Consider the following 22,371-nt stretch of genomic DNA (forward strand, 5'->3'; position numbering starts at 1 on the left):
CGGTCCGGTGATCCTGACCGCCTTTCCGCATCCCTCTTGCGCTCGTTGAGCCTGTCGAAGCGAGACACCCGCTCGCCGAGCGTTACGGGAGGTGGGTCTTCTCGGCGCCGATGGTGGTGTCGTCGCCGTGGCCGGTATGGACGACGGTGTCGTCGGGCAGACCGAACAGCCGCGACCGGATCGACTCCTCCAGCGTGCCGCGGTCCGAGTAGGACCGGCCGGTGGCGCCGGGACCGCCATGGAACAGCGTGTCACCGGTGAAGACACAGCCCAGATCCGGCGCGTACAGGCAGACGCCGCCCGGGGCATGACCCGGCGTGTGCAGCACGGCGAGCGCGGTGCCGCCGACGGTGATCTTCTGGCCGTCGGACAGGTCGGCGTCCCAGGCCCGGTCCGGATGGGTCAGAGTCCACAGCGGCCGGTCGTCCGGGTGCAGCAGGATCGGCGCACCCGTCCGGTCCGCCAGTTCGGGGGCCACCCGGACGTGATCGTCGTGTGCGTGCGTGCACACGATCGCGGTGACCGTCCGGTCCCCCACCACGTCCAGGATGCCGTCGACCGAATGCGGCGCGTCGATCACGATGCACTCGTCGTCGTCACCGACCACCCACACGTTGTTGTCGACGTCGAAGGTCTCCCCGTCCAGCGTGAAGGTGCCGGAGGTGACCGCGTGGTCGACCCGGGCCGTCATCAGAGCACCACGACCGAACGCAGGACGTCACCGTCGTGCATCTTGGCGAAGGCGGACTCGATGTCGCCGATCCCGATCTCCTCGGTGACGAAGGCGTCCAGATCGAGGCGGCCCTGCCGGTAGAGGTCGACCAGCATCGGGAAGTCCCTGCTGGGCAGGCAGTCGCCGTACCAGCTGGACTTGAGTGCGCCGCCACGGCCGAAGAAGTCGGCGAGGGGCAGGTCGGGCACCGTCATGTCCGGGGTGGGAACACCCACCAGGACGAGGGTGCCGGCCAGGTCGCGGGCGTAGAACGCCTGCTTCCAGGTCTCCGGGCGGCCCACCGCCTCCACCACCACGTCCGCGCCTTCGGCACCCGGGTAGTACTGGTCGCAGATGGCCGCGATCTGTTCCACCGGATCGGTGGTCGAGGCGTCGATCACGTGGGTGGCTCCCAGCGTGGTGGCCGCATCGAGTTTCTTGGCGTCGATGTCGACCGCGATGATCGGCGAGGCGCCGGCGAGTGCGGCACCGGCGACCGCGGCCACCCCGACGCCGCCGCAGCCGATGACGGCGACGGAGGTGCCGCGGGTGGCGCCGCCGGTGTTGATGGCGGCACCCAGGCCGGCCATCACGCCGCAGCCGAGCAGGCCGGCGGCCGCGGGCCGCGCCTGTGGGTCGACCTTGGTGCACTGGCCCGCCGCGACGAGCGTCTTCTCGATGAATGCACCGATGCCCAGGGCCGGGGTCAGTTCGGTGCCGTCGGTCAAGGTCATCTTCTGCGTGGCGTTCTTCGAGTCGAAGCAGTACTTCGGCTCGCCGCGCTTGCACGCGCGGCACTCGCCGCACACGGCCCGCCAGTTGAGCACCACGAAGTCGCCGGGCGCCACGTCGGTGACGCCGGCGCCCACCGACTCCACGATGCCGGCCGCCTCATGGCCGAGCAGGAACGGGAACTCGTCGTTGATACCGCCTTCCCGATAGTGCAGGTCGGTGTGGCAGACACCGCAGGTCAGCACCTTCACCACCGCTTCGCCGGGGCCCGGGTCCGGCACCACGACGTCGACCAGTTCGACCGGTGCGCCCTTGCTGCGAGCGATGACTCCCTTGACCGTCTGGCTCATCGGGGCGGCTCCTTCGTCAGTTCTCGGTGTTCTTGCGGACCACACTGTCGGTGTGCTTGACCGCCTGGTCGATGAACGGGCCCATCAGGCCGCCGAGGATCTTGCCGGCCAGGCCGCCGGGCAGCGAGTAGTCGAACTCGGCGTCGAGCTTGGTGGTGCCCGGCTCGTCGCCGTCGCTGAAACGCCACTCGGTGGCCGAGCTGAGGCCCTTCACCGACTCGAGGCGGATCTTCTCGTCCTTGACCCACTCGACGCACTTGGTGGACGACGTGAGCTCCTTGGGGCCGATCTTGATGGCGGTGTCGAACACCGCGCCGACGCCTTCGGTCTGATCGGTCTGCGGCCGGAACGTGCTCACCCCGAACATGTAGTCGGGCACGTTCCGGTAGTCGTTCACGTATGCGAACACGCGGTCGCGCGGGGCCTTGACGACGGCGGAATGACGGACTTCACCCACGGGGATCTCCTTGACGTTCTCTCACCCGGCACCCGGTGCGCCGGACCCTCGCCGAACGGCGAGAACTCTGTGAACCGATCGTAACGGGCGTCACAGATGCACACCGCCCCGCCTCCCAGCGGGAGACGGGGCGGTGTGACGCCGGTTTTACGCGGTTTCGGTGATCGGGCGATCCACCCAGCTCATCAGGTCGCGCAGCTGCTGACCGGTGACCTCGATCGGGTGCTCGGCGTTCTCCTTGCGCAGACGCTCGAGATCCTTGTTGTCGTCCTCGACGTTGGCGACGAGCTTCTTCACGAAGGTGCCGTCCTGGATCTCGGCCAGGATCTGCTTCATGCGCTCCTTGGTGTCGGCGTCGATGACACGCGGACCCGACAGGTAGCCGCCGTACTCGGCGGTGTCGGACACCGAGTAGTTCATGCGGGCGATGCCGCCCTCGTACATGAGGTCGACGATCAGCTTCAGCTCGTGCAGGCACTCGAAGTAGGCCATCTCCGGCTCGTAGCCGGCCTCCACCAGAACCTCGAAGCCCTTCTTGACCAGTTCCTCGGTGCCGCCGCACAGCACGGCCTGCTCACCGAAGAGGTCGGTCTCGGTCTCTTCCTTGAAGGTGGTCTTCAGGACGCCGGCGCGGGTGCCGCCGATGCCCTTGGCGTAGCTGAGCGCCAGCGCCTGGCCCTCGCCGGTCGGATCCTGCTCGACGGCGATGAGCGCCGGAACACCCTTGCCGTCGACGAACTGACGGCGGACCAGGTGGCCCGGGCCCTTCGGGGCGACCATCGCGACGGTGACGTCCTCGGACGGCTTGATGAGGCCGAAGTGGATGTTGAGGCCGTGGCCGAAGAACAGGGCGTCGCCCGGCTTCAGGTTGGGCTCGATGTCGTTGGTGAAGATCTCGGCCTGGCTGGTGTCCGGGGCGAGCAGCATGATCACGTCGGCCCACTTGGCGGCCTCGGCCGGGGTCATGACCTTGAGGCCCTGCTCCTCGGCCTTCGGCCGCGACTTGGAGTCTTCACGCAGACCGATCACGACGTCGACGCCCGAGTCGCGCAGCGACAGCGCATGCGCGTGGCCCTGGCTGCCGTAGCCGATCACGGCGACCTTCTTGCCCTGGATGATCGACAGATCGGCGTCGTCGTCGTAGAACTTCTCGACTGCCACAGTGTTTCCCTTCGATGTGCCGCTCCGCAGCGGCGTTGTGAGTGTGATTACCGGTTGTCTTGTTCGATTGTCGCGTCAGCGGTGAGCGGACATGCTCTTGGGTCCCCGTCCGAGGGTGACACCGCCCGACTGGGCGATCTCCCGGATGCCGTACGGGTCGAGCATCTTGAGCAGCGCCTCGAGCTTGTCCGAGGTGCCGGTGGCCTCGATCGTCACCGATTCGGGGGCGACGTCGATGATCTTGGCGCGGAACAGGCCGACCACGTCGAGGATCTCCGAACGGTTGGACGCATCCGAGCGCACCTTGATCAGCATCAGCTCACGGGACACCGAGGCGTCGGGGTCCTGCTCGACGATCTTGAGCACGTTGACCAGCTTGTTCAGCTGTTTGGTGACCTGCTCGAGCGGGAAGTCCTCCACCGAGACCATGATGGTCATCCGCGAGATGCCCTTCAGCTCGGTCGGGCCGACGGCCAGGGACTCGATGTTGAAGCCGCGGCGCGAGAACAGGCCGGAGACGCGCGCCAGCACGCCCGGGCGGTCCTGGACCAGGACGCTCAGCGTATGGGTGGTGCTCATTTACGCATCTCCTTCGGTGTCGGCGACGTCCTCGATCACTGCGTCGATCGCGGCGTCCGTCTTCTTCATGGTGTCGTGGATCTCCGAGACCGGATCACCCGCCGACTCCTCGTCGTCGAACAGCGGCCGCAGGTCGCGGGCCGCCATGATCTCGTCGTTGCCGGTGCCGGCGGCGACCATCGGCCACACCTGGGCGTCCTTGCCGACGATGAAGTCGATGAGGACCGGGCGGTCGTTGATCTCGCGCGCCTTGGCGATGGCCGGGGCGACGTCCTCTTCCTTCTCGACGCGGATCGCCACGCAGCCGAGGGCTTCGCCGAGCTTCACGAAGTCCGGGATCATCCGCGAATGGGTCGAGAGATCGGTGTTCGAGTAGCGCTCGTCGTAGAACAGGGTCTGCCACTGGCGGACCATGCCGAGGTTGCCGTTGTTGATGAGGGCGACCTTGATCGGGATGCCTTCGATCGCACAGGTGGCGAGTTCCTGATTGGTCATCTGGAAGCAGCCGTCACCGTCGATCGCCCAGACCTCCTTGTCCGGTGCGGCGGCCTTGGCGCCCATCGCGGCCGGAACCGAGTAGCCCATGGTGCCCAGGCCACCGGAGTTCAGCCAGGTGCGCGGCTTCTCGTACTGGATGAACTGGCAGGCCCACATCTGGTGCTGGCCGACGCCGGCGACGTAGACGGCGTCCGGTCCGGCCGCCTTGCCGAGTTCGGAGATGACGAACTCGGGCGACAGCGAACCGTCGGACTGCTTGCCGTAGGCCAGCGGGTAGGTCTTGCGGATGTCGTTCAGGTACTCCCACCAGGGACCCAGGTCGGCGGTGGTGCCGCCGGCGGCCTGATCGTTGCGGAGTTCCTCGATGAGTTCGGCGATCACGATGCCGACGTCACCGACGATCGGCACGTCGACCTCGCGGTTCTTGCCGATCTCGGCGGGGTCGATGTCGGCGTGGATGACCTTGGCGTCCGGGGCGAACGAGTCCAGCTGACCGGTGACGCGGTCGTCGAAGCGCGCACCCAGGGTGATCAGCAGGTCGCTCTTCTGCATGGCGGCGACCGCACCGACCGCACCGTGCATGCCGGGCATGCCCATGTGCTGGTGGTGGCTGTCCGGGAAGGCACCGCGCGCCATCAGGGTGGTGACGACCGGGATTCCGGTCAGTTCCGCCAGTTCCAGCAGGTCGTCGGAGGCCTCGGCCTTGATGACGCCGCCGCCGACGTACAGGACCGGACGCTTGGCCTGCGCGATGAGGCGGGCCGCCTCGCGGACCTGCTTGCCGTGCGGCTTGGTGACCGGGCGGTAGCCGGGCAGGTCGAACTGCGGCGGCCACGAGAACGTGGTCTGTGCCTGCAGGATGTCTTTGGGGATGTCGACGAGGACGGCGCCGGGGCGGCCGCTCTCGGCGATGTAGAAGGCCTCGGCGATGGTGCGCGGGATGTCGGCGGCCGAGCTCACCAGGAAGTTGTGCTTGGTGATGGGCATGGTGATGCCGGAGATGTCGGCCTCCTGGAAGCCGTCGGTGCCGATGAGGGCGCGACCGACCTGGCCGGTGATGGCGACGACCGGCACCGAGTCCATCTGGGCGTCGGCCAGCGGGGTCACCAGGTTGGTGGCACCCGGGCCGGAGGTGGCCATCATGACGCCGGCCTTGCCTGCGACCTGCGCGTAACCGGTGGCGGCGTGACCGGCACCCTGCTCGTGGCGGACCAGGACGTGGCGGACCTTGGTGGAGTCCAGCAGCGGGTCGTAGACCGGGAGGACGGCGCCGCCCGGAATGCCGAAGACGTACTCGACGCCGAGCTCTTCGAGCGTGCGCACCACGGACTGGGCCCCGGTGACGCGCTCGGGGGCCACGGTGCGGCCCGAGCGGACGGATTCGGTGGACGGCGACTGCGATCGAGTCGGCGCGGAAGTTGTGGTGCTCACTGCACGTTCCTCATCCTGTTAGTTCTGCGGCTATCTGGTCATCGGCACTAAAAAACCCCCGACAGCCGGTGCTGTTCGAGGGTGGCGCGTCGAGGGAGTTCGAAGGGTCTGCGAAGTGACCGATCAGGCGTTGACGCGCCGACCGATTACTACGAGGAGAGCCTTCTGGTTCATCACCCTGACAAGGTAGGTCAGTGGTGCGATCCGAGTCAAATCGCCAGGCCATGCGAGAATGGTCCGCGTGCCTGACCCCGCCGAGAAGAAGACCAGCGCGATGACCGAGAGTTCCACCGTCACCGAGCCCGACGGCGAGACGGTCACCTTCAGGATCTCCGGCCTGGCGTATCTGACGCTCGGTGCGACGGCGATCGTCATCGTCATCCTGATGGGTGCATCGTTCGTGTGGTTCAGCTGGACGATCGTGCTGCTGTTCCTGCAGGCCTGGTGGATCCACCGGCTGCGGACGGTGGTGGGCCCGGACGGGATCCGTGCGGTCAGTACGTTCCGGACCACCGACCTTCCGTGGGACGACGTGAAGGGTCTGGCGTTTCCGAAGATGAAGTCGGTGCGCGCGGTCCGCGCCGACGGCACGACGGTGCGTCTGCCGGCGGTCGGATTCCGTGACACCCCGGCACTGCATGTGGCCAGCGGCGGCCGGATCCCGGATCCGTATGCGGCGGCCCGTGACGCCGAGCTCGCCGCCGGCGACTGACGGCGCGGCCTCCTAGCCGGTTTTCCCGGAGAAGGTGAGCGTGTTGCCTGCCGGGTCGGTGACGGTGACCTCGAGGTCGCCCCAATCCTGTTTCTTCGGCCGCCCGGGCCTGGCGTACTCGTAGTCGGTGGGCAGCCCGGCGATGTAGCCGTCCACATCGGTCATCTCGATTCGGACATGACTCCCCGGGGTGCCGTCGCCGAAGTGTTGCGACAGGTGCAGCTCACAGTCCCCCAGCCGTACCGCCAGATACAGCCGGGTGCCGGGTTCGAAGCGATGCTCGAACAGCACGTCGAATCCGAGGAAGTCGCAGTAGAAGCCGCGGGTGAGTTCCTCGTCGAACATGCGCAGGATCGGCACGACGCGGGTGGCGGTCATTCTTCGACGGTACCTCTCCCGCTCGGGGCGCTCGGAAAAATGCGGGTGGCCGGGGCGCGTAAACTGGTCGGGTAATCCCGCTTCGACGCCCTCGGCGAGCGGGCCAGGATCAACCAGCGAGGAAACCATGCCAGCCCTGCGGTCTCGCACCACCACCGTCGGCCGCGAGGCCGCCGGTGCCCGCTCGCTCTGGCGAGCGACCGGTATGACCGACGACGATTTCGGTAAGCCGATCGTCGCCATCGCCAACTCGTACACCCAGTTCGTGCCCGGTCACGTGCACCTCAAGAATGTCGGTGACATCGTCGCCGAGGCCGTGGCCGCGGCCGGTGGCGTGGCACGCGAGTTCAACACGATCGCCGTCGACGACGGTATCGCGATGGGCCACGGCGGCATGCTCTATTCACTGCCGTCGCGCGAGATCATCGCCGACTCGGTCGAGTACATGGTGAATGCGCACACCGCCGACGCCCTCGTCTGCATCTCGAACTGCGACAAGATCACGCCGGGCATGCTGAACGCGGCGATGCGCCTGAACATCCCGACCGTGTTCGTCTCGGGCGGTCCGATGGAGGCCGGCACGTCGGTCGTCATCAACGGCATCGTGCATCCGGGCTCCGATCTGATCGACGCGATCTCCGCCTCGGCCGACAGCAACGTCGACGACAAGGAGCTTCTCGAAGTCGAGCGGTCGGCCTGCCCGACGTGCGGTTCGTGTTCAGGCATGTTCACCGCGAATTCGATGAACTGCCTGACCGAGGCGCTCGGACTGTCACTGCCGGGCAACGGTTCGACACTGGCCACCCAGGAGGCGCGCCGTCAGCTGTTCCTGAAGGCCGGACAGCTGGTGGTCGAGATCGCCAAGAAGTACTACCAGGACGACGACGAGTCGGTGCTGCCGCGCAGCGTCGCCACCAAAGAGGCGTTCGAGAACGCGATGGCGCTCGACGTCGCGATGGGCGGTTCCACCAACACGGTGCTGCACATCCTGGCCGCCGCGCAGGAGGGCGAGGTCGACTTCGACCTGCACGACATCGACGCCATCTCGCGTCGTGTCCCCTGCCTGGCGAAGGTCGCCCCGAACTCGCCGGACTACTACATGGAGCACGTGCATCGGGCCGGCGGTATCCCCGCGATCCTGGGTGAGCTGAACCGGGCCGGCCTGCTGAACACGAACGTCCATCCCGTGCATGCTCCGTCGCTGAACGAGTACCTGGCCGATTGGGACATCCGCAGCGGCACCGCCACCGATGAGGCGATCACCCTGTTCCATGCGGCGCCGGGCGGCGTCCGCACCACCGAGCCGTTCTCCACCACCAACCGGTGGGAGTCGCTCGACACCGATGCCGCGAACGGCTGCATCCGCGACAAGGAGCACGCCTACACCGTCGAGGGCGGCCTGTGCGTGCTGCACGGCAATCTCGCCGAGGACGGCGCGATCCTCAAGACCGCCGGCGTCGACGAGTCGCTGTGGCATTTCCAGGGTCCGGCCCGGGTGGTCGAGAGCCAGGAGGACGCCGTCCACGCGATCCTGTCGAAGCAGCTGCAGAAGGGCGAGGTCCTGGTGATCCGCTACGAGGGTCCGTCGGGTGGCCCGGGCATGCAGGAGATGCTGCATCCGACGGCCTTCATGAAGGGCACCGGCATGGGCAAGTTCTGCGGTCTGGTCACCGACGGACGGTTCTCCGGAGGTTCGTCCGGTCTGGTGATCGGTCACGCCTCCCCGGAGGCGGCCGCCGGCGGTGTGATCGGTCTGGTGGAGGACGGCGACGAGGTCTTGATCGACGTTCACAGCCGCACCTTGAAGGTGCTGGTCGACGACGAGACCCTCGCCGAGCGCCGCGAGAAGATGGAGGCCTCCGAGCATCCGTGGCAGCCGAAGGATCGCCAGCGCGCCGTCTCGAAGGCGCTGCGCGCCTACGCGAAGATGGCGTCGTCGGCCGACAAGGGTGCGGTCCGCATCGTCGACTGACCGTCGCGGCGGGCCGTTGCGTCAGCCGGCGAGCAGGAAGTCGGCGACGGCGGTCTGCGCGCGGGCGGACGAGGTCACGCCGATGTGCCCCTTCCCCGGCACCATCAGCAGGGTGCTGTCGGGGATGAGCGCCGCCGTCTCCTCGAACAGGGTGCGCGGATAGAACTTGTCGCGGTCGCCGCCGACGATCAGTGTCGGCGCCGAGATCGGTGGACTCAGGGCGGCCAGGTCGAACGCGTCCTCGGCTTCGAGGGTGGTGGCGAGGTCGGCGGCCTCGGCGTCGTCGGGCACCACGTGGTTGGCGGACACCCATCCGGCGGCGCGGCCGAGCGGTCCGAGTCCGGGCGGCATGAACTCCATCGCGGCGATCGCCATCGCGTCCCGTTTGCGATTCTCCCGCAGGAGCCGGCCGGTGAGGGCCTGGTTGTGTTTGGTTTCGGCGCCGAGCCGGCAGGCGGTGCTGACGAGGATCAGCCGGCCGATCACGTCGGGATGGTCGACGGCCAGTTGCTGGGCGATGCTGCCGCCGGTGGAGCAGCCGAGCACGTCGACGCGTCCCCCGAACTCGGCGCGGACCGCGTCGGCGTATTCGGCGGCGATTCCCCGCATACCGAGTCCGCTGGGCATGCCGGGGCGCCGGTTGACGACCACCAGTGTGCGCTGTGCGGCCACCTTCTTGAGCGGGGCGATCGCGCCGGTCACCATGGCGTCGCTGTCGACGCCGGTGGTCGGCCATAGTCCGCTGCTGACGAGGACGGGCGGTCCGGTGCCGACGGCGGCGTACGGGACCCCGGCGGCGACTCCTCTGCTCATCCGCATGATCGCCAGGTTAGACCCGGCGCGTGCGGTTAGCCGAGGTTCGGGAACGGGTTGGATCCGTTGAGGGTCACCCAGATCGCGACGGCTGCGCCGATACCGATCAGGAGCCACGCGAACGAACCCCATGCCGGGCGTCGCGACCAGCCCCAGCGGCGGTCGGCCGAGTACAGGCCGGGACCGGTGAGGATCAGGGCAGCGGCGGCCGCGGCGAGGACGTACTCGTATTCTTCGCCGCCGCCGGTGGAGCCGATGAAGAACGACAGTCCGCCGGCCAGCGTGCTCTTGTAGAGGATGGCGCTGATCATCACGCCCAGCAGACCGGCGCCGGCGATGGGCGTCAGGATGCCGAGGATCATCAGGGCGCCGCCGGCGGTCTCGGTGATGCCGGTCAGGTAGGCGAGCGGTTTGGCCCAGTCGGTGTGGAAGCCGAGTGAGGTGTTGGCGTCGTTCTGCAGGAACGCGGTGAACCCGTTGATGCCGGGGCCGTTCCACCAGCCGAACAAATGCTGCAGTCCGTGCAGGACGAAGACGGCGCCGATCATCAGACGGAGGATCAGCAGGCCGAGATCGAGGGTGCCGCGCCGGACCTTGGGGGTGTCGGCGACGAGGTGCACCGGCTCGGGCTCGGGTGCCTCGGCGTAGGCGAGCGGAGTCTCCTCGTGGGTGATCTCTTTGGTGTGCTGCGGCTCGATGTACGGCAGCGGGTCCTGGGTGAGGTGTTCGGACACACGTCGGCCGGCGCCCAGGGAGGCGGTGGCGTCGGGGTCGTCGGGGTCGGTGTCGGTGAACGGCTCGGTGACGACGGTGTCGTCGGCGGTGCGGACGTCGCGGCGGGTGGCGCCACCGGCCGGGGCGTCGTCGTCGACGGGGTTGATGACGGTGGTGGGCAGGTCGTCGGACCCGTTGCGGATCACCGTCTCGGGCAGCGGGGGCAGGTCGCCGGCGTCGATGTTGGCGGTCGGCGCGGGGGTCGCGTCGACGGCGGCGTCGGCCGGGGCGTCGGCGGCGGACGGTTCGGCGGGTGCGGCCTCCGCGGGGGTCTGGCCGCGACCGTGCTTCTCGAAGAAGCTGTCGCGGTCGCGCTTCGGCCGGCGCTTGCGGGTGCCGCCCGAATCCTTGTCTGATGCATCGCTCACTTGATCGACTGTAGGGGGACGACGTCGCCGCAGGGGCATCGGGACTCGTCGATTTGATAACGATCGCTACCCTGAAGGGCATGTCTTCGAGTGCCGGCGCGCTTCGCCGTGTGGTCGCCGCCGTCGCGATGGTGTCGGTGTCGGCCTTGGCGACCGCTGCCTGCGCGAACTTCTCGGAGCAGTCGCGGTCGGAGCGGGCGGGCACGTTCACGACGGTGCCGCCGCAGCAGGGTCCGGGTGATCCGCCGACGCAGCAGCCGCGCGACGACGACAGCGAGGCGGGTCCGCCGCCGACGGGGCCGTGTGTCGATCCGAATCCGGGGGTGATCGCAACCTGTCTGGAGACGACGAGCGGGGTGCGCCCGGCGGCGGCCGACGGTCTGTCGACGTATGTCGCCGAGCGCACCACCGGCAAGATCTTCGTGTCGAAGCGGTACGGGCCGCAGCGGCTGATCGCGACGGTTCCGGTGGACGGTGCCGGGGACGGCGGTCTGATCGACTTCGAGATGTCGCCCACCTATCAGGAGGATCAGCTGATCTATGCCCTGATCAGCACCGATTCAGACAATCGGGTGGTGCGGATCGCGCCGGGCGACTCGGTGAAGCCGATTCTGACGGGGATCCCGAAGGGCGCGACCGGCAACATGGGTTCGATCAGTTTCGCCTCCCCCACCGAGTTGCGTGTCGCGACCGGTGACGCGGGCAGCGGGCAGGGTCTGGCCGGCAAACTGTTCACCATCGATCCCAACGTCGACGATCCGACGCCGAAGATCATCGCGTCGGGTCTGGGATCGAATGTGGCGTTGTGTCCTGACGCGGAGAACGGTCGGTTGTACGTCGCCGACCACAGTTCGTCCGGTGACCGCCTGCAGCAGGTGGAGTCGGGCGGCCTGCGCAAACTGTGGTCGTGGAGCGATACTCCGGGCGTCACCGGCTGCGCGGTGGCCGGCGGTTTGATCTCGGTGTCGTTCGCGAAGGCCTTCCGCATCGACACACTCGCGGCACCGACGAATGCGAGTCCGTCGGTGGGCCAGCCGTCGACGGCCGACGTGAAGAAGGATTTCGGTGCGGTGGCGCGAATGACGAGCACAGGCGACGGCCTTCAGATCGCGACGGTCAACAAGTCCGTGCCCGGCGCACCGTCGGAGACCTTCAACGACCGTGTCGCGATCTACCTCCCGCAGGGCGGCTCCGACGACCTCAGCTGAGCTACGAGCAGGCGGCGAGAACGAGTTCCTTCACACGGGCCGGATCGGCCTGGCCACGCGTCGCCTTCATCACGTCACCGACGATCTTGCCGGCCGCCTGCACCTTGCCGCCGCGGATCTTCTCGGCGATGTCCGGATTGGCGGCGAGGGCGTCATCGACGGCCTTCTGCAGCGCCGAATCGTCACGGACCACCTCCAGGCCGCGTTCGGCGACGATCTGTGCGGGCTCGCCCTCACCGTCGAGAACCGCCACGACCACCTGCTGTGCCAGCTTGTTGGTCAGCTTGCCGTCATCGACCAGCCCGATCACCTCCGCCACCTGCTTCGGAGTGATCGGCAGATCGGCCAACTCGACCTCGCGGCTGTTCGCCTGCTGGGCGAGGAAACTGACCCACCAGCTGCGGGCCGCCTCCGGTGAAGCACCGGCGTCAGCGGTCTCGGCGATCAGGTCGACCGCGCCCACATTCACCAGGTCACGCATGACCTCATCCGACACACCCCACTCGGCCTGGATGCGTGCACGACGCACCCACGGCAGCTCGGGCAGCGTGCCGCGCAGCTCCTCGACCCACTCCGGCTTGCAGATCACCGGCGGCAGATCGGGCTCCGGGAAGTAGCGGTAATCCTCGGCCGTCTCCTTACGGCGCCCGGCCGACGTGGTGCCGTCCGACTCGTGGAAATGCCGCGTCTCCTGAACCACCTCGCCGCCCGACTCCAGGACAGCACCCTGACGCCGCATCTCGTAGGTGACGGCCTGAGCGACACTCTTGAGCGAGTTGACGTTCTTGGTTTCGGTACGGGTCCCGAACTCGGTGGCGCCGGAGCGCATCAACGACAGGTTCACATCGCAGCGCATGGAACCCTGATCCATGCGGACATCGGAGACGCCCAACGCGCGCAGCAGATCGCGCAGCGCCGTCACATAGGCACGTGCCACCTCCGGGGCGCGTTCCCCGGCACCGGTGATCGGCTTCGACACGATCTCGACCAGCGGCACCCCGGCCCGGTTGTAGTCGAGCAGCGAATGATCGGCACCATGAATCCGGCCGGTGCTGCCGCCGACATGCAGCGACTTACCGGTGTCCTCCTCCATGTGGGCACGCTCGATCTCCACCCGCCACGGAGTCCCGTCATCGAGCACCACATCCAGGTAGCCCTCATACGAGGTCGGCTCGTCGTACTGGCTGATCTGGTAGTTCTTCGGCTGATCCGGGTAGAAGTAGTTCTTCCGCGCGAACACACTCGACTCACGGATCGAACAGTTCAACGCCAGACCGATCCGCACCGCCGACTCGACGGCGGCCGCATTGGCCACCGGCAACGAACCCGGAAGACCGAGACACGCCGGGCAGGTCTGCGAATTCGGGGCGCCACCGAACGTCGTCGGGCAGCCGCAGAACATCTTCGTCTCGGTGCCGAGCTCGACGTGGACCTCCATGCCCATGACGGGGTCGAACTTCTCGAGAACCTCGTCGAAATCCATCAGCGCATCGGTAGCCGTACTCATGCCCACCATCGTATCCGGCAACCCCTCCCCCGCATTCGGGGGTAGAACTCCGGGTCAACCCCGATGGCAACACATCGCAACGCTCCTACGTTGGAGTCATCCCACACGGAAAGGTGAACGCGATGACCGACGCGCCCGACCCCCAGATCGCACCGGCCGAAGTACCGGCCCCCGACACCGCCGCCGCGCCGACGCCGGCACCCGCACACGCACCCAAGAAACTGACCCGCTCATCGACCGACAAGATGATCGGCGGCGTCTGCGGCGGCCTCGCCGACTACTTCGGCGTCGACCCCACCTGGGTGCGCATCGCCTTCGTCGTGTCGGTACTGCTGCCCGGCCCCCAGGTTCTGCTGTACCTGCTGCTCTGGGCAGTGATCCCGAAAGACTGAGAAAGGGGCGCCTCGGTGGCTCCTTTCGACAGGCTCAAGGAGCGGGCAGGTGACCCAAGGAGCGGGCAGGTGACCAAGGAGCGGGCGAGGCTAGCCGAAGACTCGACGGGCCTCTTCGTACATGTCGAGCGGGACGTTCTTCGTCTTGCCGGCGGCCTCCGAGAACGGAACCCGGACGATGTCGTTGCCGCGCAACGCCAGCATCTGCCCCCAGCCGCCGTCGTTGATGAGATCCGGGACCGCGAAACCCAGACGCGTACCGAGCACCCGGTCGAACGCCGACGGCACCCCGCCCCGCTGGATGTACCCGAGAACCGTCGCCCGGGTCTCGATCCCGGTCTTCTCCTGAATCAGCGGTGCCAAGATCTCGCCGATGCCGCCCAGACGCGGGCGGCCGAACTCGTCGAGCCCCTTGTCCGAGTAGGCCTCGTCCATGTCCGGGAAGGTGAAGCCCTCGGCGACGACCACCATCGGCGCGCGACCGCGATCGGTGACGCTCTGCACCCACGCGCAGATCTGCTCGAGCGACTCCGGTTGCTCCGGGATCAGAATCGCGTGCGCACCGGCGGCCATCCCGGCATACAAGGCGATCCAGCCGGCATGCCGGCCCATCACCTCCAGCACCATGCATCGCTTGTGCGAGTTGCCGGTGGTGCGCAACCGGTCGGCCGCCTCCGTCGCGATCTCCACCGCCGTATTGAATCCGAACGTGTAGTCGGTGGCCTCGAGATCGTTGTCGATCGTCTTGGGAACCCCGATGATCGGGATGCCGTCCTCGTACAGGCGGTTCGCCGCGGCCATCGTGCCGTCACCGCCGATCGCGATCACCCCGTCCACACCGAGATGACGCATGCTCTTCTTGATGGTGTCCGGCCCGTTCGGCTCCTTGTACGGGCCGTGCCGGCTGGTGCCGAGCACAGTGCCGCCCTCTTTGGAGATGCCGCGCACCGTGGACCGGTCCAGCTCCATGACGTTGCCGTAGACCAGACCCTTGTAGCCGTCCAGATAGCCGACGTACTCGTCGCCGTGCTCGGTCTGGCCGTCCAGGACGATGCCGCGGATCACCGCGTTCAATCCCGGGCAGTCGCCGCCCGCGGTGAGGATTCCGTAACGGGCCATCTGAGCATCAACTCCTGTGGGCGATCGCTGTCGGTTCCATCAGATCAGAGATCGAGCGAACCGGCCAGCGCTGCGGGGAGAGTTCACTTCACGCCGTTCTCGTAGGCGAACACGACCGCCTGCGCGCGATCCCGCAGACCCAGTTTGCTCAGCACGTTGCTCACATGAGTCTTGACCGTCTCCTCAGAGACGAAGAGCTGCGCCGCGATCTCCGCATTCGACTTCCCGTCCGCCACCACCGTCAGCACCTCGCGTTCACGAGGTGTCAGAACCGCCGCGGCGTCGCTCGACGGACGCGGTGCGCGGGACGTGACCTCGGCGATCAGTCGTTTGGTGACCGACGGCGCCAGCAGTGAATCGCCTGCCGCCACCACCCGGACGGCGCGGACGAGCTCATCAGTGGGCGCATCCTTGAGGAGAAAGCCCGAGGCGCCGATACGCAGCGCCGTATACACGTAGTCATCGATATCGAAAGTGGTGAGCATGAGGACCTTCGTCGGCAGGCCGGCGTCGATGATCTCGCGTGCCGCCCACAGACCGTCGCGTTCGGGCATGCGCACATCCATCAGGACGACGTCCGGCCGCAGCCGCTTGCACACCTGCACCGCCGCCACCCCCGCGATCTGCCCGCCGGATTCACTTCGCGGATGGGCTACCGGCCGGTGACCGTCGACGGCCGGCCGCAGAATCCCCACGGCTCCTGCTCGTCACCCGTCCCGCTGCCGGCGCGGTTCGAGCCGGCCTGCCGCAGCCACGACTTCGGCTACGACCTGCTGCGGTACTCGGCGGCCACCACCGGCACGGTGCCGCCCGGTGCCCGCGCCGCCCTCGATCGCCGGCTGGTCTCCGACATGCGCGCCACCTGCCGGTCGGCCGACTGTTACGCGGCCGCCGACCTCGCGCGGGTGGCCCTCGCGGTCAACACGTGGCGGCAGCGCGACGGCGCCCCGGACCGCGAGACGCCCGCCCACATCGTCGTGTCCCTCGCCGGTGAAGCGGCCCGCACGGTTGCGGGTCTGCGGTGAACGACGCGCGGTCACGTGCCGCGGCCACCGGTGCCGTCGCCGGTGCGGCGGTGGCACTCACCCCCGGATCGCTTCCCCACGCCGCGACGACGGTGGCGCCGGCAGCGCTGCTGTTCGCTCTCGCCGGGGCCGCCGTCGCCTCCCTGGTGCACCGCATCAGGCCGTCGCTCGTGCCCGGTCTGCGCCCCGTCGTCGCGATCGCCGTCGCCGCACTCGCCGCGGCCACCGGCTGGCAGGCGCACGCGCGTGCCGTGACGGGCGCCGGCGCGCTGGAGCCGTGGTGGCCGTTGGCGGCGGCCGCCGCACCCGCCCTGGTGATCGGTGTGTTCCTGCGGGTACCCGGCCGGGTGTGGGCGGCACTGCTGGTGTGCGGTGCCGCGGTCGGCGGGCTCGTGGCCGTCGTGTCGCCGGCCGGGGCCACCATCCCGGACGTGCCGCCGGCAGGAAACGTCCTCTACTCGTATCTGGACTCCGACACCGACGCGGTGCGGGCAGGCCGCCTCGCGGACCGCTGGGTCGCGGCCGGCGGCCTGAACGATCGTGCCGTCGTGATCGCGGTGCCGACCGGTTCGGGATGGCTGGACGGGTCCGCCGTCGACGGCTTCACCCGGCGCTTCGGCGGATCGGTGCACAGCCCTGACGTCACGGTGCTGAACAATCCGACCGATCCGGTCGCCGACCTGACGCCGTCACTGCTGTGGCGTCCACCCCACCATCCGGTGCTGGCCGGCGACGCCCGCGGCAAACCGCCGTGGACTCCGGTGCTGTCCGCGATCGGCACCCTGCTGGACCTGCCCGGTTCGCAGTCGGCACCCCACGGATACGGGCACCGCTACGGAATCGAACAGGCCGGGCCGAGAACAGCCTCGGGTCAGTCGAGCGGTCCGCGGGCCGCCTCATAGGCGGCGCCGACCCGGTACAGACGGTCGTCGGCCATCGATGGGGCCATGATCTGCAGACCGATCGGCAGGCCCTGCGAATCCAGACCCGACGGCACCGACATGGCGGCATTACCTGCCAGGTTCACCGGCAGCGTGCACAGGTCGAACAGGTACATCGACAGCGGATCGTCCACCTTCTCGCCCAGCTTGAACGCGGTGGTCGGGGTGGTCGGCGAGACCAGCACATCCACCTGCTCGAACGCCTTCGCATAGTCCTGGGCGATCAGGGTGCGGACCTTCTGCGCCTGACCGTAGTAGGCGTCGTAGTAGCCCGAGCTCAACGCATAGGTGCCGATCATGATGCGGCGCTTCACCTCGGGACCGAAACCGGCGTCACGCGTCAGCGCCATCACCTCCTCGGCACTGTGCGAGCCGTCGTCGCCGACCCGCAGGCCGTACCGCATGGCGTCGAAGCGGGCCAGGTTGCTCGACACCTCCGACGGCAGGATCAGGTAGTAGGCACCCAGGGCGTAACTGAAGTGCGGGCAATCGACCTCGACGATCTGCGCGCCGCGCTCGGTGAGCGTCGCGCACGCCTCCTCGAACGACGTCGTGACGTCCGCCTGATAGCCCTCGCCCTGCAGCTGCTTGACCACACCGATCTTCACCCCGGCCAGATCCTGCTCGGCACCCGCCTTGGCGGCCGCCACCACATCCGGGATCGGGACATCGATGGACGTCGAGTCGCGCGGGTCGTGCCCGGCGATCACCTCGTGCAGCAGCGCGGTGTCCAGCACGGTGCGGCCGCACGGACCACCCTGGTCCAGCGACGATGCGCAGGCGACCAGACCGAACCGGGACACGGTGCCGTAGGTGGGCTTCACACCGACCGTCGCGGTCACCGCAGCCGGCTGGCGGATGGAACCGCCGGTGTCGGTGCCGATCGCGAGCGGTGCCTGGAACGACGCCAGCGCGGCGGCGCTGCCGCCGCCCGAGCCGCCCGGAATACGTTCGGTGTCCCACGGGTTGCGGGTCACCTGGTAGGCCGAGTTCTCGGTGGACGACCCCATCGCGAACTCGTCCATGTTGGTCTTGCCGAGGATCGGGATCCCCGCCTCGCGCAGCTTGCGGGTGACGGTCGCGTCGTACGGCGACGTCCAGCCCTCGAGGATCTTGGAGCCACAGGTGGTCGGGGCGTCGGTCGTGGTGAAGACGTCCTTCAACGCGATCGGCACACCCGCCAGCGACGACGGCGCCTCCCCCGCGGCGATGGCGGCGTCGGCCGCTTCGGCCGCCGCCAGCGCAGCGTCGGCACCGACATGCAGAAAGGCACCCAGCTCGCCGTCGATCTCGGCGATCCGGTCCAGATGGGCCCGGGTGACCTCCACCGACGACAGCTCGCGGTCGGCGATCTTGCCGGCGAGCTCGGCGGCGGTCAGACCGGTGATGGCACCGGCGGCACGCGTGTCGCTCACTCTTCCTCCCCGAGGATCTGCGGAACGGCGAAACGATCCTGCTCGACGGCCGGAGCACCGGACAGCGCCTGCTCGACCGTCAGGCCGGGCGTCACCACGTCGTCCCGGAGCACGTTGCGCAGGTCGGCCGGATGCGCGGTCGGCGGCACATCGTCGGCGGCCACCTCCGACACCTGGGCGACATGGCCCAGGATCGAGTCCAGCTGCTGGGCGTACTGGTCGAGCTCGGCGTCGGTCAGCGCCAGGCGCGACAGACGGGCCAGGTGAGCGACCTCGTCGCGGCTGATCGCCGGCGTGGATCCGGAGGCGTCCGGCATGGGCATTCCCTTCATGCAGGTGCTGAGGCTTACGACCAGCCTAGGCGTTTCGGCCGGGTCGGCGAGCACCGGGCCGACCCTGGGCCGACGAGTACGGTGGAGGCCATGATGATCGTCACCACCAACGAACTGCCGGGCTACCGGATCGACCACGTCTTCGGAGAGGTCTTCGGTCTCACGGTGCGCTCACGCCACATCGGTTCCAACATCGGTGCCGGCCTGAAGTCGATCGCCGGCGGTGAACTCAAAGGCATCACCCAGCTGCTGCACGAATGCCGTCAGGAGGCGCTCGGCCGGCTCGCGGCGGAGGCCCAGACGAAGGGGGCGAACGCGGTGGTGGCCTTCCGATTCGAGACCACCGAATACTCGAACGGCGGCGGCGTCGAAGTGTGCGCCTACGGGACCGCGGTGGGTGTCGTGCCGGTCGGCCAGGCGGCCCCGGCACCGGCACCGGCACCGGCACCGGCCGCACCGCAACAGTCCTGACGCGGTGATCGCGCCGTAACCACTCCGAAACACCTCTTCGAATAATGGATGACGTGTCCTATCTCCTGCGCGTGAGCCTGTCCGATCGACCCGGCAGCCTCGGCCAACTGGCCGTCGGTCTCGGCACGGTCGGAGCAGACATCCGTTCCCTGGAGGTCGTCGAACGCGGCGACGGCTATGCGGTCGACGACATCGTCGTCGAGCTGCCTCCGCACGCGCTGCCCGACACCCTGATCACCGCGGCCGAGAAGGTCGACGGTGTGCACGTCGACTCGCTGCGCCCGTTCAACGACAAACTCGACATCCACCAGGAACTCGAGCTGATCGACGCCGTCGCGGCCGCCCGCGGAGACCGGCTGCAGGTGCTGGCCGACCTGGCCCCGCGCGGCCTCAACACGTCCTGGGCGATGGTGGTGTCCCAGCCGGGACCGCGCACCGTGCTCCTGGCGGCCAGTTCCGGAGCGCCGGAGACACCGCTCGAACAGGTCGACTGGCTGCCGCTCCCCCACGCCTGCGGGTTCACGCCGGACGCCCGCTGGGTGCCCGAGGCCTGGCGGGAATGGGATCAACGGCTGGCCGCCGCCCCCATCGGCGACGGATCGAAGGCCCTGCTCCTCGGCCGTGTCGGCGGTCCCGAGTTCCGGCCCAGCGAAGTGGCCCGCGTCGGCTACCTCACCGGAATCGTGTCCACCCTGCTCGGTTCGGCGCGCTGACTCCTTTCGACAAGCTCAAGGAGCGTTCGGCAGGCTCAAGGAGCGTCCGACAAGCTCAAGGAGCGTTCGGCAGGCTCAAGGAGCGTCCGACAAGCTCAAGGAGCGTCCGACAAGCTCAAGGAGCGTCCGACAAGCTCAAGGAGCGTCCGACAGGCTCGAGGAGCGTCCGACAGGCTCAGACTCAAGGAGCCGAGGTGGGGGCCTCACCGGTCTCCAGGAGGCGTTTGAAGCCGTCCTCGTCGAGCACCGGCACCCCGAGCTGTTCGGCCTTGGCGGCCTTGCTGCCGGGGGCGTCGCCGACCACCACGTAGTCGGTCTTCTTCGACACCGAACCGGACGCCTTGCCGCCGCGCTCGATGATGGCCTCCTTGGCGCCGTCCCGGGTGAAATCGACCAGCGAGCCGGTCACCACCACCGTCTTGCCCTCCAGCGTGCGGGCGATCGACTCGTCCCGCTCGTCGGCCATACGCACACCGGCGGCCCGCCACTTGGCGACGATCTCCCGATGCCAGTCCACGGCGAACCAGTCCTTGATGCTGGCGGCCAGGGTGTCGCCGAGGCCGTCGACCTGGGCGAGATCGTCGACCGACGCATCCTCGATGGCGTCGATGGAACCGAAATGGGTGGCCAGCGACCGCGCTGCAGTCGGCCCCACATGCCGGATCGACAGTGCCACCAGCACCCGCCACAGGGCGGCATCCTTAGCCTTGTCGAGGTTGTCCAGGAACCGCTTCCCGTTGGCCGACAACTCACCCTTGTTGTTGGTGTAGAAGCCGGCCGTCGCCAGATCGTCGGCGGTCACGTCGAACAGGTCGCCCTCGTCCGTGATGACCCCGCCGGTCAGCAGCGCGTTGGCGCCCTCGTAGCCCAGCGCCTCGATGTCGAAGGCGCCGCGGCCGGCCAGGTGGAACAGCCGCTCGCGCAGCTGGGCGGGACACCTCTGCTGATTGGGGCAGCGGATGTCGACGTCGCTCTCCTTCTCCGGCCGCAGCAACGCACCGCACTCCGGGCAGTGCGTCGGCATCACGAACGCCCGCTCGGTGCCGTCACGCAGATCGACCACCGGTCCGAGCACCTCGGGGATCACGTCGCCCGCCTTGCGGATGGTGATGGTGTCGCCGATCAGCACACCCTTGCGCTTCACCTCGGAGGCGTTGTGCAGGGTCGCCCGCGACACCGTCGAACCGGCGACCTGCACCGGCTTCATCAGCGCCCACGGCGTCACACGCCCGGTGCGGCCCACCCCGACCATGATGTCGAGCAGTTCGGTGGTGACCTCCTCGGGCGGGTACTTGTAGGCGATCGCCCACCGCGGTGCCCGCGACGTGGACCCGAGCCGGCGCTGCAACGCGGTGTCGTCGACCTTCACCACCAGACCGTCGATCTCGTGCTCCACCGAATGCCGGTGCTCACCCCAGTAGTCGATCGTGTCCAGGACGTTCTGCGCACCGGACACCTTCGTGGTGTGGGTCGAGACCGGCAGGCCCCAGGCGCCGAGCGCCAGGTACACCTCGTGCAGCGAATCCGGCCGCCAGCCGTCGATCCGGCCCACGCCGTGACAGATCATGCGCAGACGTCGCCGCGCAGTGACCTGCGGATTCTTCTGCCGCAGCGAACCGGCCGCCGAGTTGCGCGGGTTGGCGAACGGCGGCTTGCCGTCCTCGACCAGTGACGCGTTGAGCGCCTCGAAGTCCTCGAGCCGGAAGAACACCTCGCCCCGCACCTCCAGCAACGACGGCACCGGATAGTCGCCGCCGGCGGTCAAGGTGTGCGGCACGTCGGTGATGGTGCGGGCGTTGAGGGTCACGTCCTCGCCGGTCCGCCCGTCGCCACGGGTCACGCCGCGGACCAGCTTGCCGTCCTCGTACACCAACGCCAGCGCGACACCGTCGATCTTGAGTTCGCACAGGAACTCGACCTGCTCCCCGGGTGCCGTCGCCGGACTGGCATCGGCTTCGGTCTTGGCGATCCAGGCCCGCATCTCGTCGGCGTCGAACACGTTGTCCAGCGACATCATCCGTTCGAGATGGTCGACCGGAGTGAACGCGGTGGAGAAGCCTCCGCCGACCAGTTTGGTCGGCGAGTCGGGGGTCGCGAGCTCGGGGTGGGCGTCTTCGAGGGCCTGCAGCCGGCGCAGCAGAGTATCGAACTCGGCGTCGCTGATGATGGGGGCGTCGTTGACGTAGTAGCGGAACTGATGGTCGCGGATCTCCTCCGCGAGCCGGGCCCATTCGGTCGCCGGATCCTCGACTGCCTCACTCACGAAATCAGCCTATCCCCGACGCGCGGACGACGGGCCGAAGGGACCCTC

General features: G+C 68.4%; 23 protein-coding genes. 8 read left to right on the top strand and 15 right to left on the bottom strand.

Features of this window, described 5'->3' with window-relative positions; all coding sequences use genetic code 11:
* Positions 1 to 82 precede the first annotated feature (82 nt).
* The 6 genes from QM774_RS07130 to QM774_RS07155 all read right to left on the bottom strand — a co-directional run bounded on the left by QM774_RS07130 (position 83) and on the right by QM774_RS07155 (position 5,920).
* Positions 83 to 691: an MBL fold metallo-hydrolase gene (locus tag QM774_RS07130; RefSeq protein WP_414975217.1), complete on the bottom strand. Its 609-nt coding sequence runs from the start codon at positions 689 to 691 to the stop codon at positions 83 to 85.
* On the bottom strand, positions 691 to 1,794 hold the full coding sequence (locus QM774_RS07135; protein ID WP_414975218.1) for an S-(hydroxymethyl)mycothiol dehydrogenase: 1,104 nt from the start codon (positions 1,792 to 1,794) through the stop codon (positions 691 to 693). The genes QM774_RS07130 and QM774_RS07135 overlap by 1 nt, the downstream gene beginning before the upstream one ends.
* Positions 1,795 to 1,810: 16 nt before the next feature.
* Positions 1,811 to 2,251, bottom strand: coding sequence for an SRPBCC family protein (locus QM774_RS07140; protein ID WP_414975219.1), 441 nt, complete (start codon positions 2,249 to 2,251; stop codon positions 1,811 to 1,813).
* 147 nt (positions 2,252 to 2,398) lie between these two features.
* The gene (gene ilvC, locus QM774_RS07145) at positions 2,399 to 3,412 is read right to left on the bottom strand and encodes a ketol-acid reductoisomerase (RefSeq protein ID WP_414975220.1); all 1,014 of its coding nucleotides are present in this window, start codon (positions 3,410 to 3,412) and stop codon (positions 2,399 to 2,401) included.
* A gap of 75 nt (positions 3,413 to 3,487) precedes the next feature.
* On the bottom strand, positions 3,488 to 3,991 hold the full coding sequence (ilvN, locus tag QM774_RS07150) for an acetolactate synthase small subunit (protein ID WP_414975221.1): 504 nt from the start codon (positions 3,989 to 3,991) through the stop codon (positions 3,488 to 3,490).
* Positions 3,992 to 5,920 carry an acetolactate synthase large subunit gene (locus QM774_RS07155; protein WP_414975222.1) on the bottom strand — a complete coding sequence of 643 codons (1,929 nt, stop codon included), beginning with the start codon at positions 5,918 to 5,920 and terminating at the stop codon, positions 3,992 to 3,994.
* A gap of 232 nt (positions 5,921 to 6,152) precedes the next feature.
* On the opposite strand from QM774_RS07155, the gene QM774_RS07160 reads away from it, so the two are divergent.
* Complete coding sequence (locus QM774_RS07160) at positions 6,153 to 6,632, top strand: PH domain-containing protein (RefSeq protein WP_414975223.1); 480 nt, start codon at positions 6,153 to 6,155, stop codon at positions 6,630 to 6,632.
* 12 nt (positions 6,633 to 6,644) lie between these two features.
* Here the strand turns inward: QM774_RS07160 and QM774_RS07165 are convergent, their stop codons facing one another.
* On the bottom strand, positions 6,645 to 7,010 hold the full coding sequence (locus QM774_RS07165; RefSeq protein ID WP_414975224.1) for a glyoxalase superfamily protein: 366 nt from the start codon (positions 7,008 to 7,010) through the stop codon (positions 6,645 to 6,647).
* A gap of 127 nt (positions 7,011 to 7,137) precedes the next feature.
* Between QM774_RS07165 and ilvD the strand changes: the two genes are divergently transcribed.
* Positions 7,138 to 8,982, top strand: a complete 1,845-nt coding sequence (ilvD, locus tag QM774_RS07170) for a dihydroxy-acid dehydratase (protein WP_414975225.1) — start codon at positions 7,138 to 7,140, stop codon at positions 8,980 to 8,982.
* A 21-nt stretch (positions 8,983 to 9,003) separates the two neighbouring features.
* Here ilvD and QM774_RS07175 read toward each other — a convergent pair whose 3' ends face one another.
* On the bottom strand, positions 9,004 to 9,801 hold the full coding sequence (locus QM774_RS07175) for an alpha/beta fold hydrolase (protein ID WP_414975226.1): 798 nt from the start codon (positions 9,799 to 9,801) through the stop codon (positions 9,004 to 9,006).
* Positions 9,802 to 9,830: 29 nt separating this feature from the next.
* Positions 9,831 to 10,937, bottom strand: coding sequence for a DoxX family protein (locus QM774_RS07180; RefSeq protein ID WP_414975227.1), 1,107 nt, complete (start codon positions 10,935 to 10,937; stop codon positions 9,831 to 9,833).
* Between the two features lie 80 nt (positions 10,938 to 11,017).
* Here QM774_RS07180 and QM774_RS07185 point away from each other — a divergent pair, with 80 nt between their 5' ends.
* Positions 11,018 to 12,145, top strand: coding sequence for a glucose dehydrogenase (locus QM774_RS07185; protein ID WP_414975228.1), 1,128 nt, complete (start codon positions 11,018 to 11,020; stop codon positions 12,143 to 12,145).
* Position 12,146: 1 nt separating this feature from the next.
* Here the strand turns inward: QM774_RS07185 and gatB are convergent, their stop codons facing one another.
* Positions 12,147 to 13,652 (bottom strand): Asp-tRNA(Asn)/Glu-tRNA(Gln) amidotransferase subunit GatB, encoded by a 1,506-nt coding sequence (gene gatB, locus QM774_RS07190; protein ID WP_414975229.1) that lies wholly within the window; start codon positions 13,650 to 13,652, stop codon positions 12,147 to 12,149.
* A gap of 221 nt (positions 13,653 to 13,873) precedes the next feature.
* On the opposite strand from gatB, the gene QM774_RS07195 reads away from it, so the two are divergent.
* Positions 13,874 to 14,044, top strand: a complete 171-nt coding sequence (locus tag QM774_RS07195) for a PspC domain-containing protein (protein WP_414976611.1) — start codon at positions 13,874 to 13,876, stop codon at positions 14,042 to 14,044.
* A gap of 90 nt (positions 14,045 to 14,134) precedes the next feature.
* Here the strand turns inward: QM774_RS07195 and QM774_RS07200 are convergent, their stop codons facing one another.
* Positions 14,135 to 15,163, bottom strand: coding sequence for an ATP-dependent 6-phosphofructokinase (locus QM774_RS07200; protein ID WP_414975230.1), 1,029 nt, complete (start codon positions 15,161 to 15,163; stop codon positions 14,135 to 14,137).
* Positions 15,164 to 15,246: 83 nt separating this feature from the next.
* Positions 15,247 to 15,852, bottom strand: coding sequence for a LuxR C-terminal-related transcriptional regulator (locus QM774_RS07205; protein WP_414976612.1), 606 nt, complete (start codon positions 15,850 to 15,852; stop codon positions 15,247 to 15,249).
* Between QM774_RS07205 and QM774_RS07210 the strand changes: the two genes are divergently transcribed.
* The gene (locus tag QM774_RS07210) at positions 15,811 to 16,188 is read left to right on the top strand and encodes a hypothetical protein (protein WP_414976672.1); all 378 of its coding nucleotides are present in this window, start codon (positions 15,811 to 15,813) and stop codon (positions 16,186 to 16,188) included. The two genes, QM774_RS07205 and QM774_RS07210, sit on opposite strands and share 42 nt — an antisense overlap.
* Entirely contained in the window at positions 16,185 to 17,090 is a 906-nt protein-coding gene (locus tag QM774_RS07215) for an alpha/beta-hydrolase family protein (RefSeq protein ID WP_414975231.1), read from the top strand. The genes QM774_RS07210 and QM774_RS07215 overlap by 4 nt, the downstream gene beginning before the upstream one ends.
* On the opposite strand, the gene gatA is transcribed toward QM774_RS07215, so the two are convergent.
* Positions 17,060 to 18,544, bottom strand: coding sequence for an Asp-tRNA(Asn)/Glu-tRNA(Gln) amidotransferase subunit GatA (gene gatA, locus QM774_RS07220; protein ID WP_414975232.1), 1,485 nt, complete (start codon positions 18,542 to 18,544; stop codon positions 17,060 to 17,062). The genes QM774_RS07215 and gatA overlap by 31 nt on opposite strands.
* Positions 18,541 to 18,861: an Asp-tRNA(Asn)/Glu-tRNA(Gln) amidotransferase subunit GatC gene (gene gatC / locus QM774_RS07225; protein WP_414976613.1), complete on the bottom strand. Its 321-nt coding sequence runs from the start codon at positions 18,859 to 18,861 to the stop codon at positions 18,541 to 18,543. The genes gatA and gatC overlap by 4 nt, the downstream gene beginning before the upstream one ends.
* A 105-nt stretch (positions 18,862 to 18,966) precedes the next feature.
* On the opposite strand from gatC, the gene QM774_RS07230 reads away from it, so the two are divergent.
* Complete coding sequence (locus tag QM774_RS07230) at positions 18,967 to 19,347, top strand: YbjQ family protein (RefSeq protein ID WP_414975233.1); 381 nt, start codon at positions 18,967 to 18,969, stop codon at positions 19,345 to 19,347.
* Positions 19,348 to 19,391: 44 nt separating this feature from the next.
* Positions 19,392 to 20,060 (top strand): amino acid-binding protein, encoded by a 669-nt coding sequence (locus tag QM774_RS07235; RefSeq protein ID WP_414975234.1) that lies wholly within the window; start codon positions 19,392 to 19,394, stop codon positions 20,058 to 20,060.
* 181 nt (positions 20,061 to 20,241) lie between these two features.
* On the opposite strand, the gene ligA is transcribed toward QM774_RS07235, so the two are convergent.
* Positions 20,242 to 22,323, bottom strand: a complete 2,082-nt coding sequence (ligA, locus tag QM774_RS07240) for an NAD-dependent DNA ligase LigA (protein ID WP_414975235.1) — start codon at positions 22,321 to 22,323, stop codon at positions 20,242 to 20,244.
* Positions 22,324 to 22,371 lie beyond the last annotated feature (48 nt).

It is taken from the genome of Gordonia sp. (in: high G+C Gram-positive bacteria) (assembly GCF_047600565.1).
Classification (GTDB): domain Bacteria; phylum Actinomycetota; class Actinomycetes; order Mycobacteriales; family Mycobacteriaceae; genus Gordonia.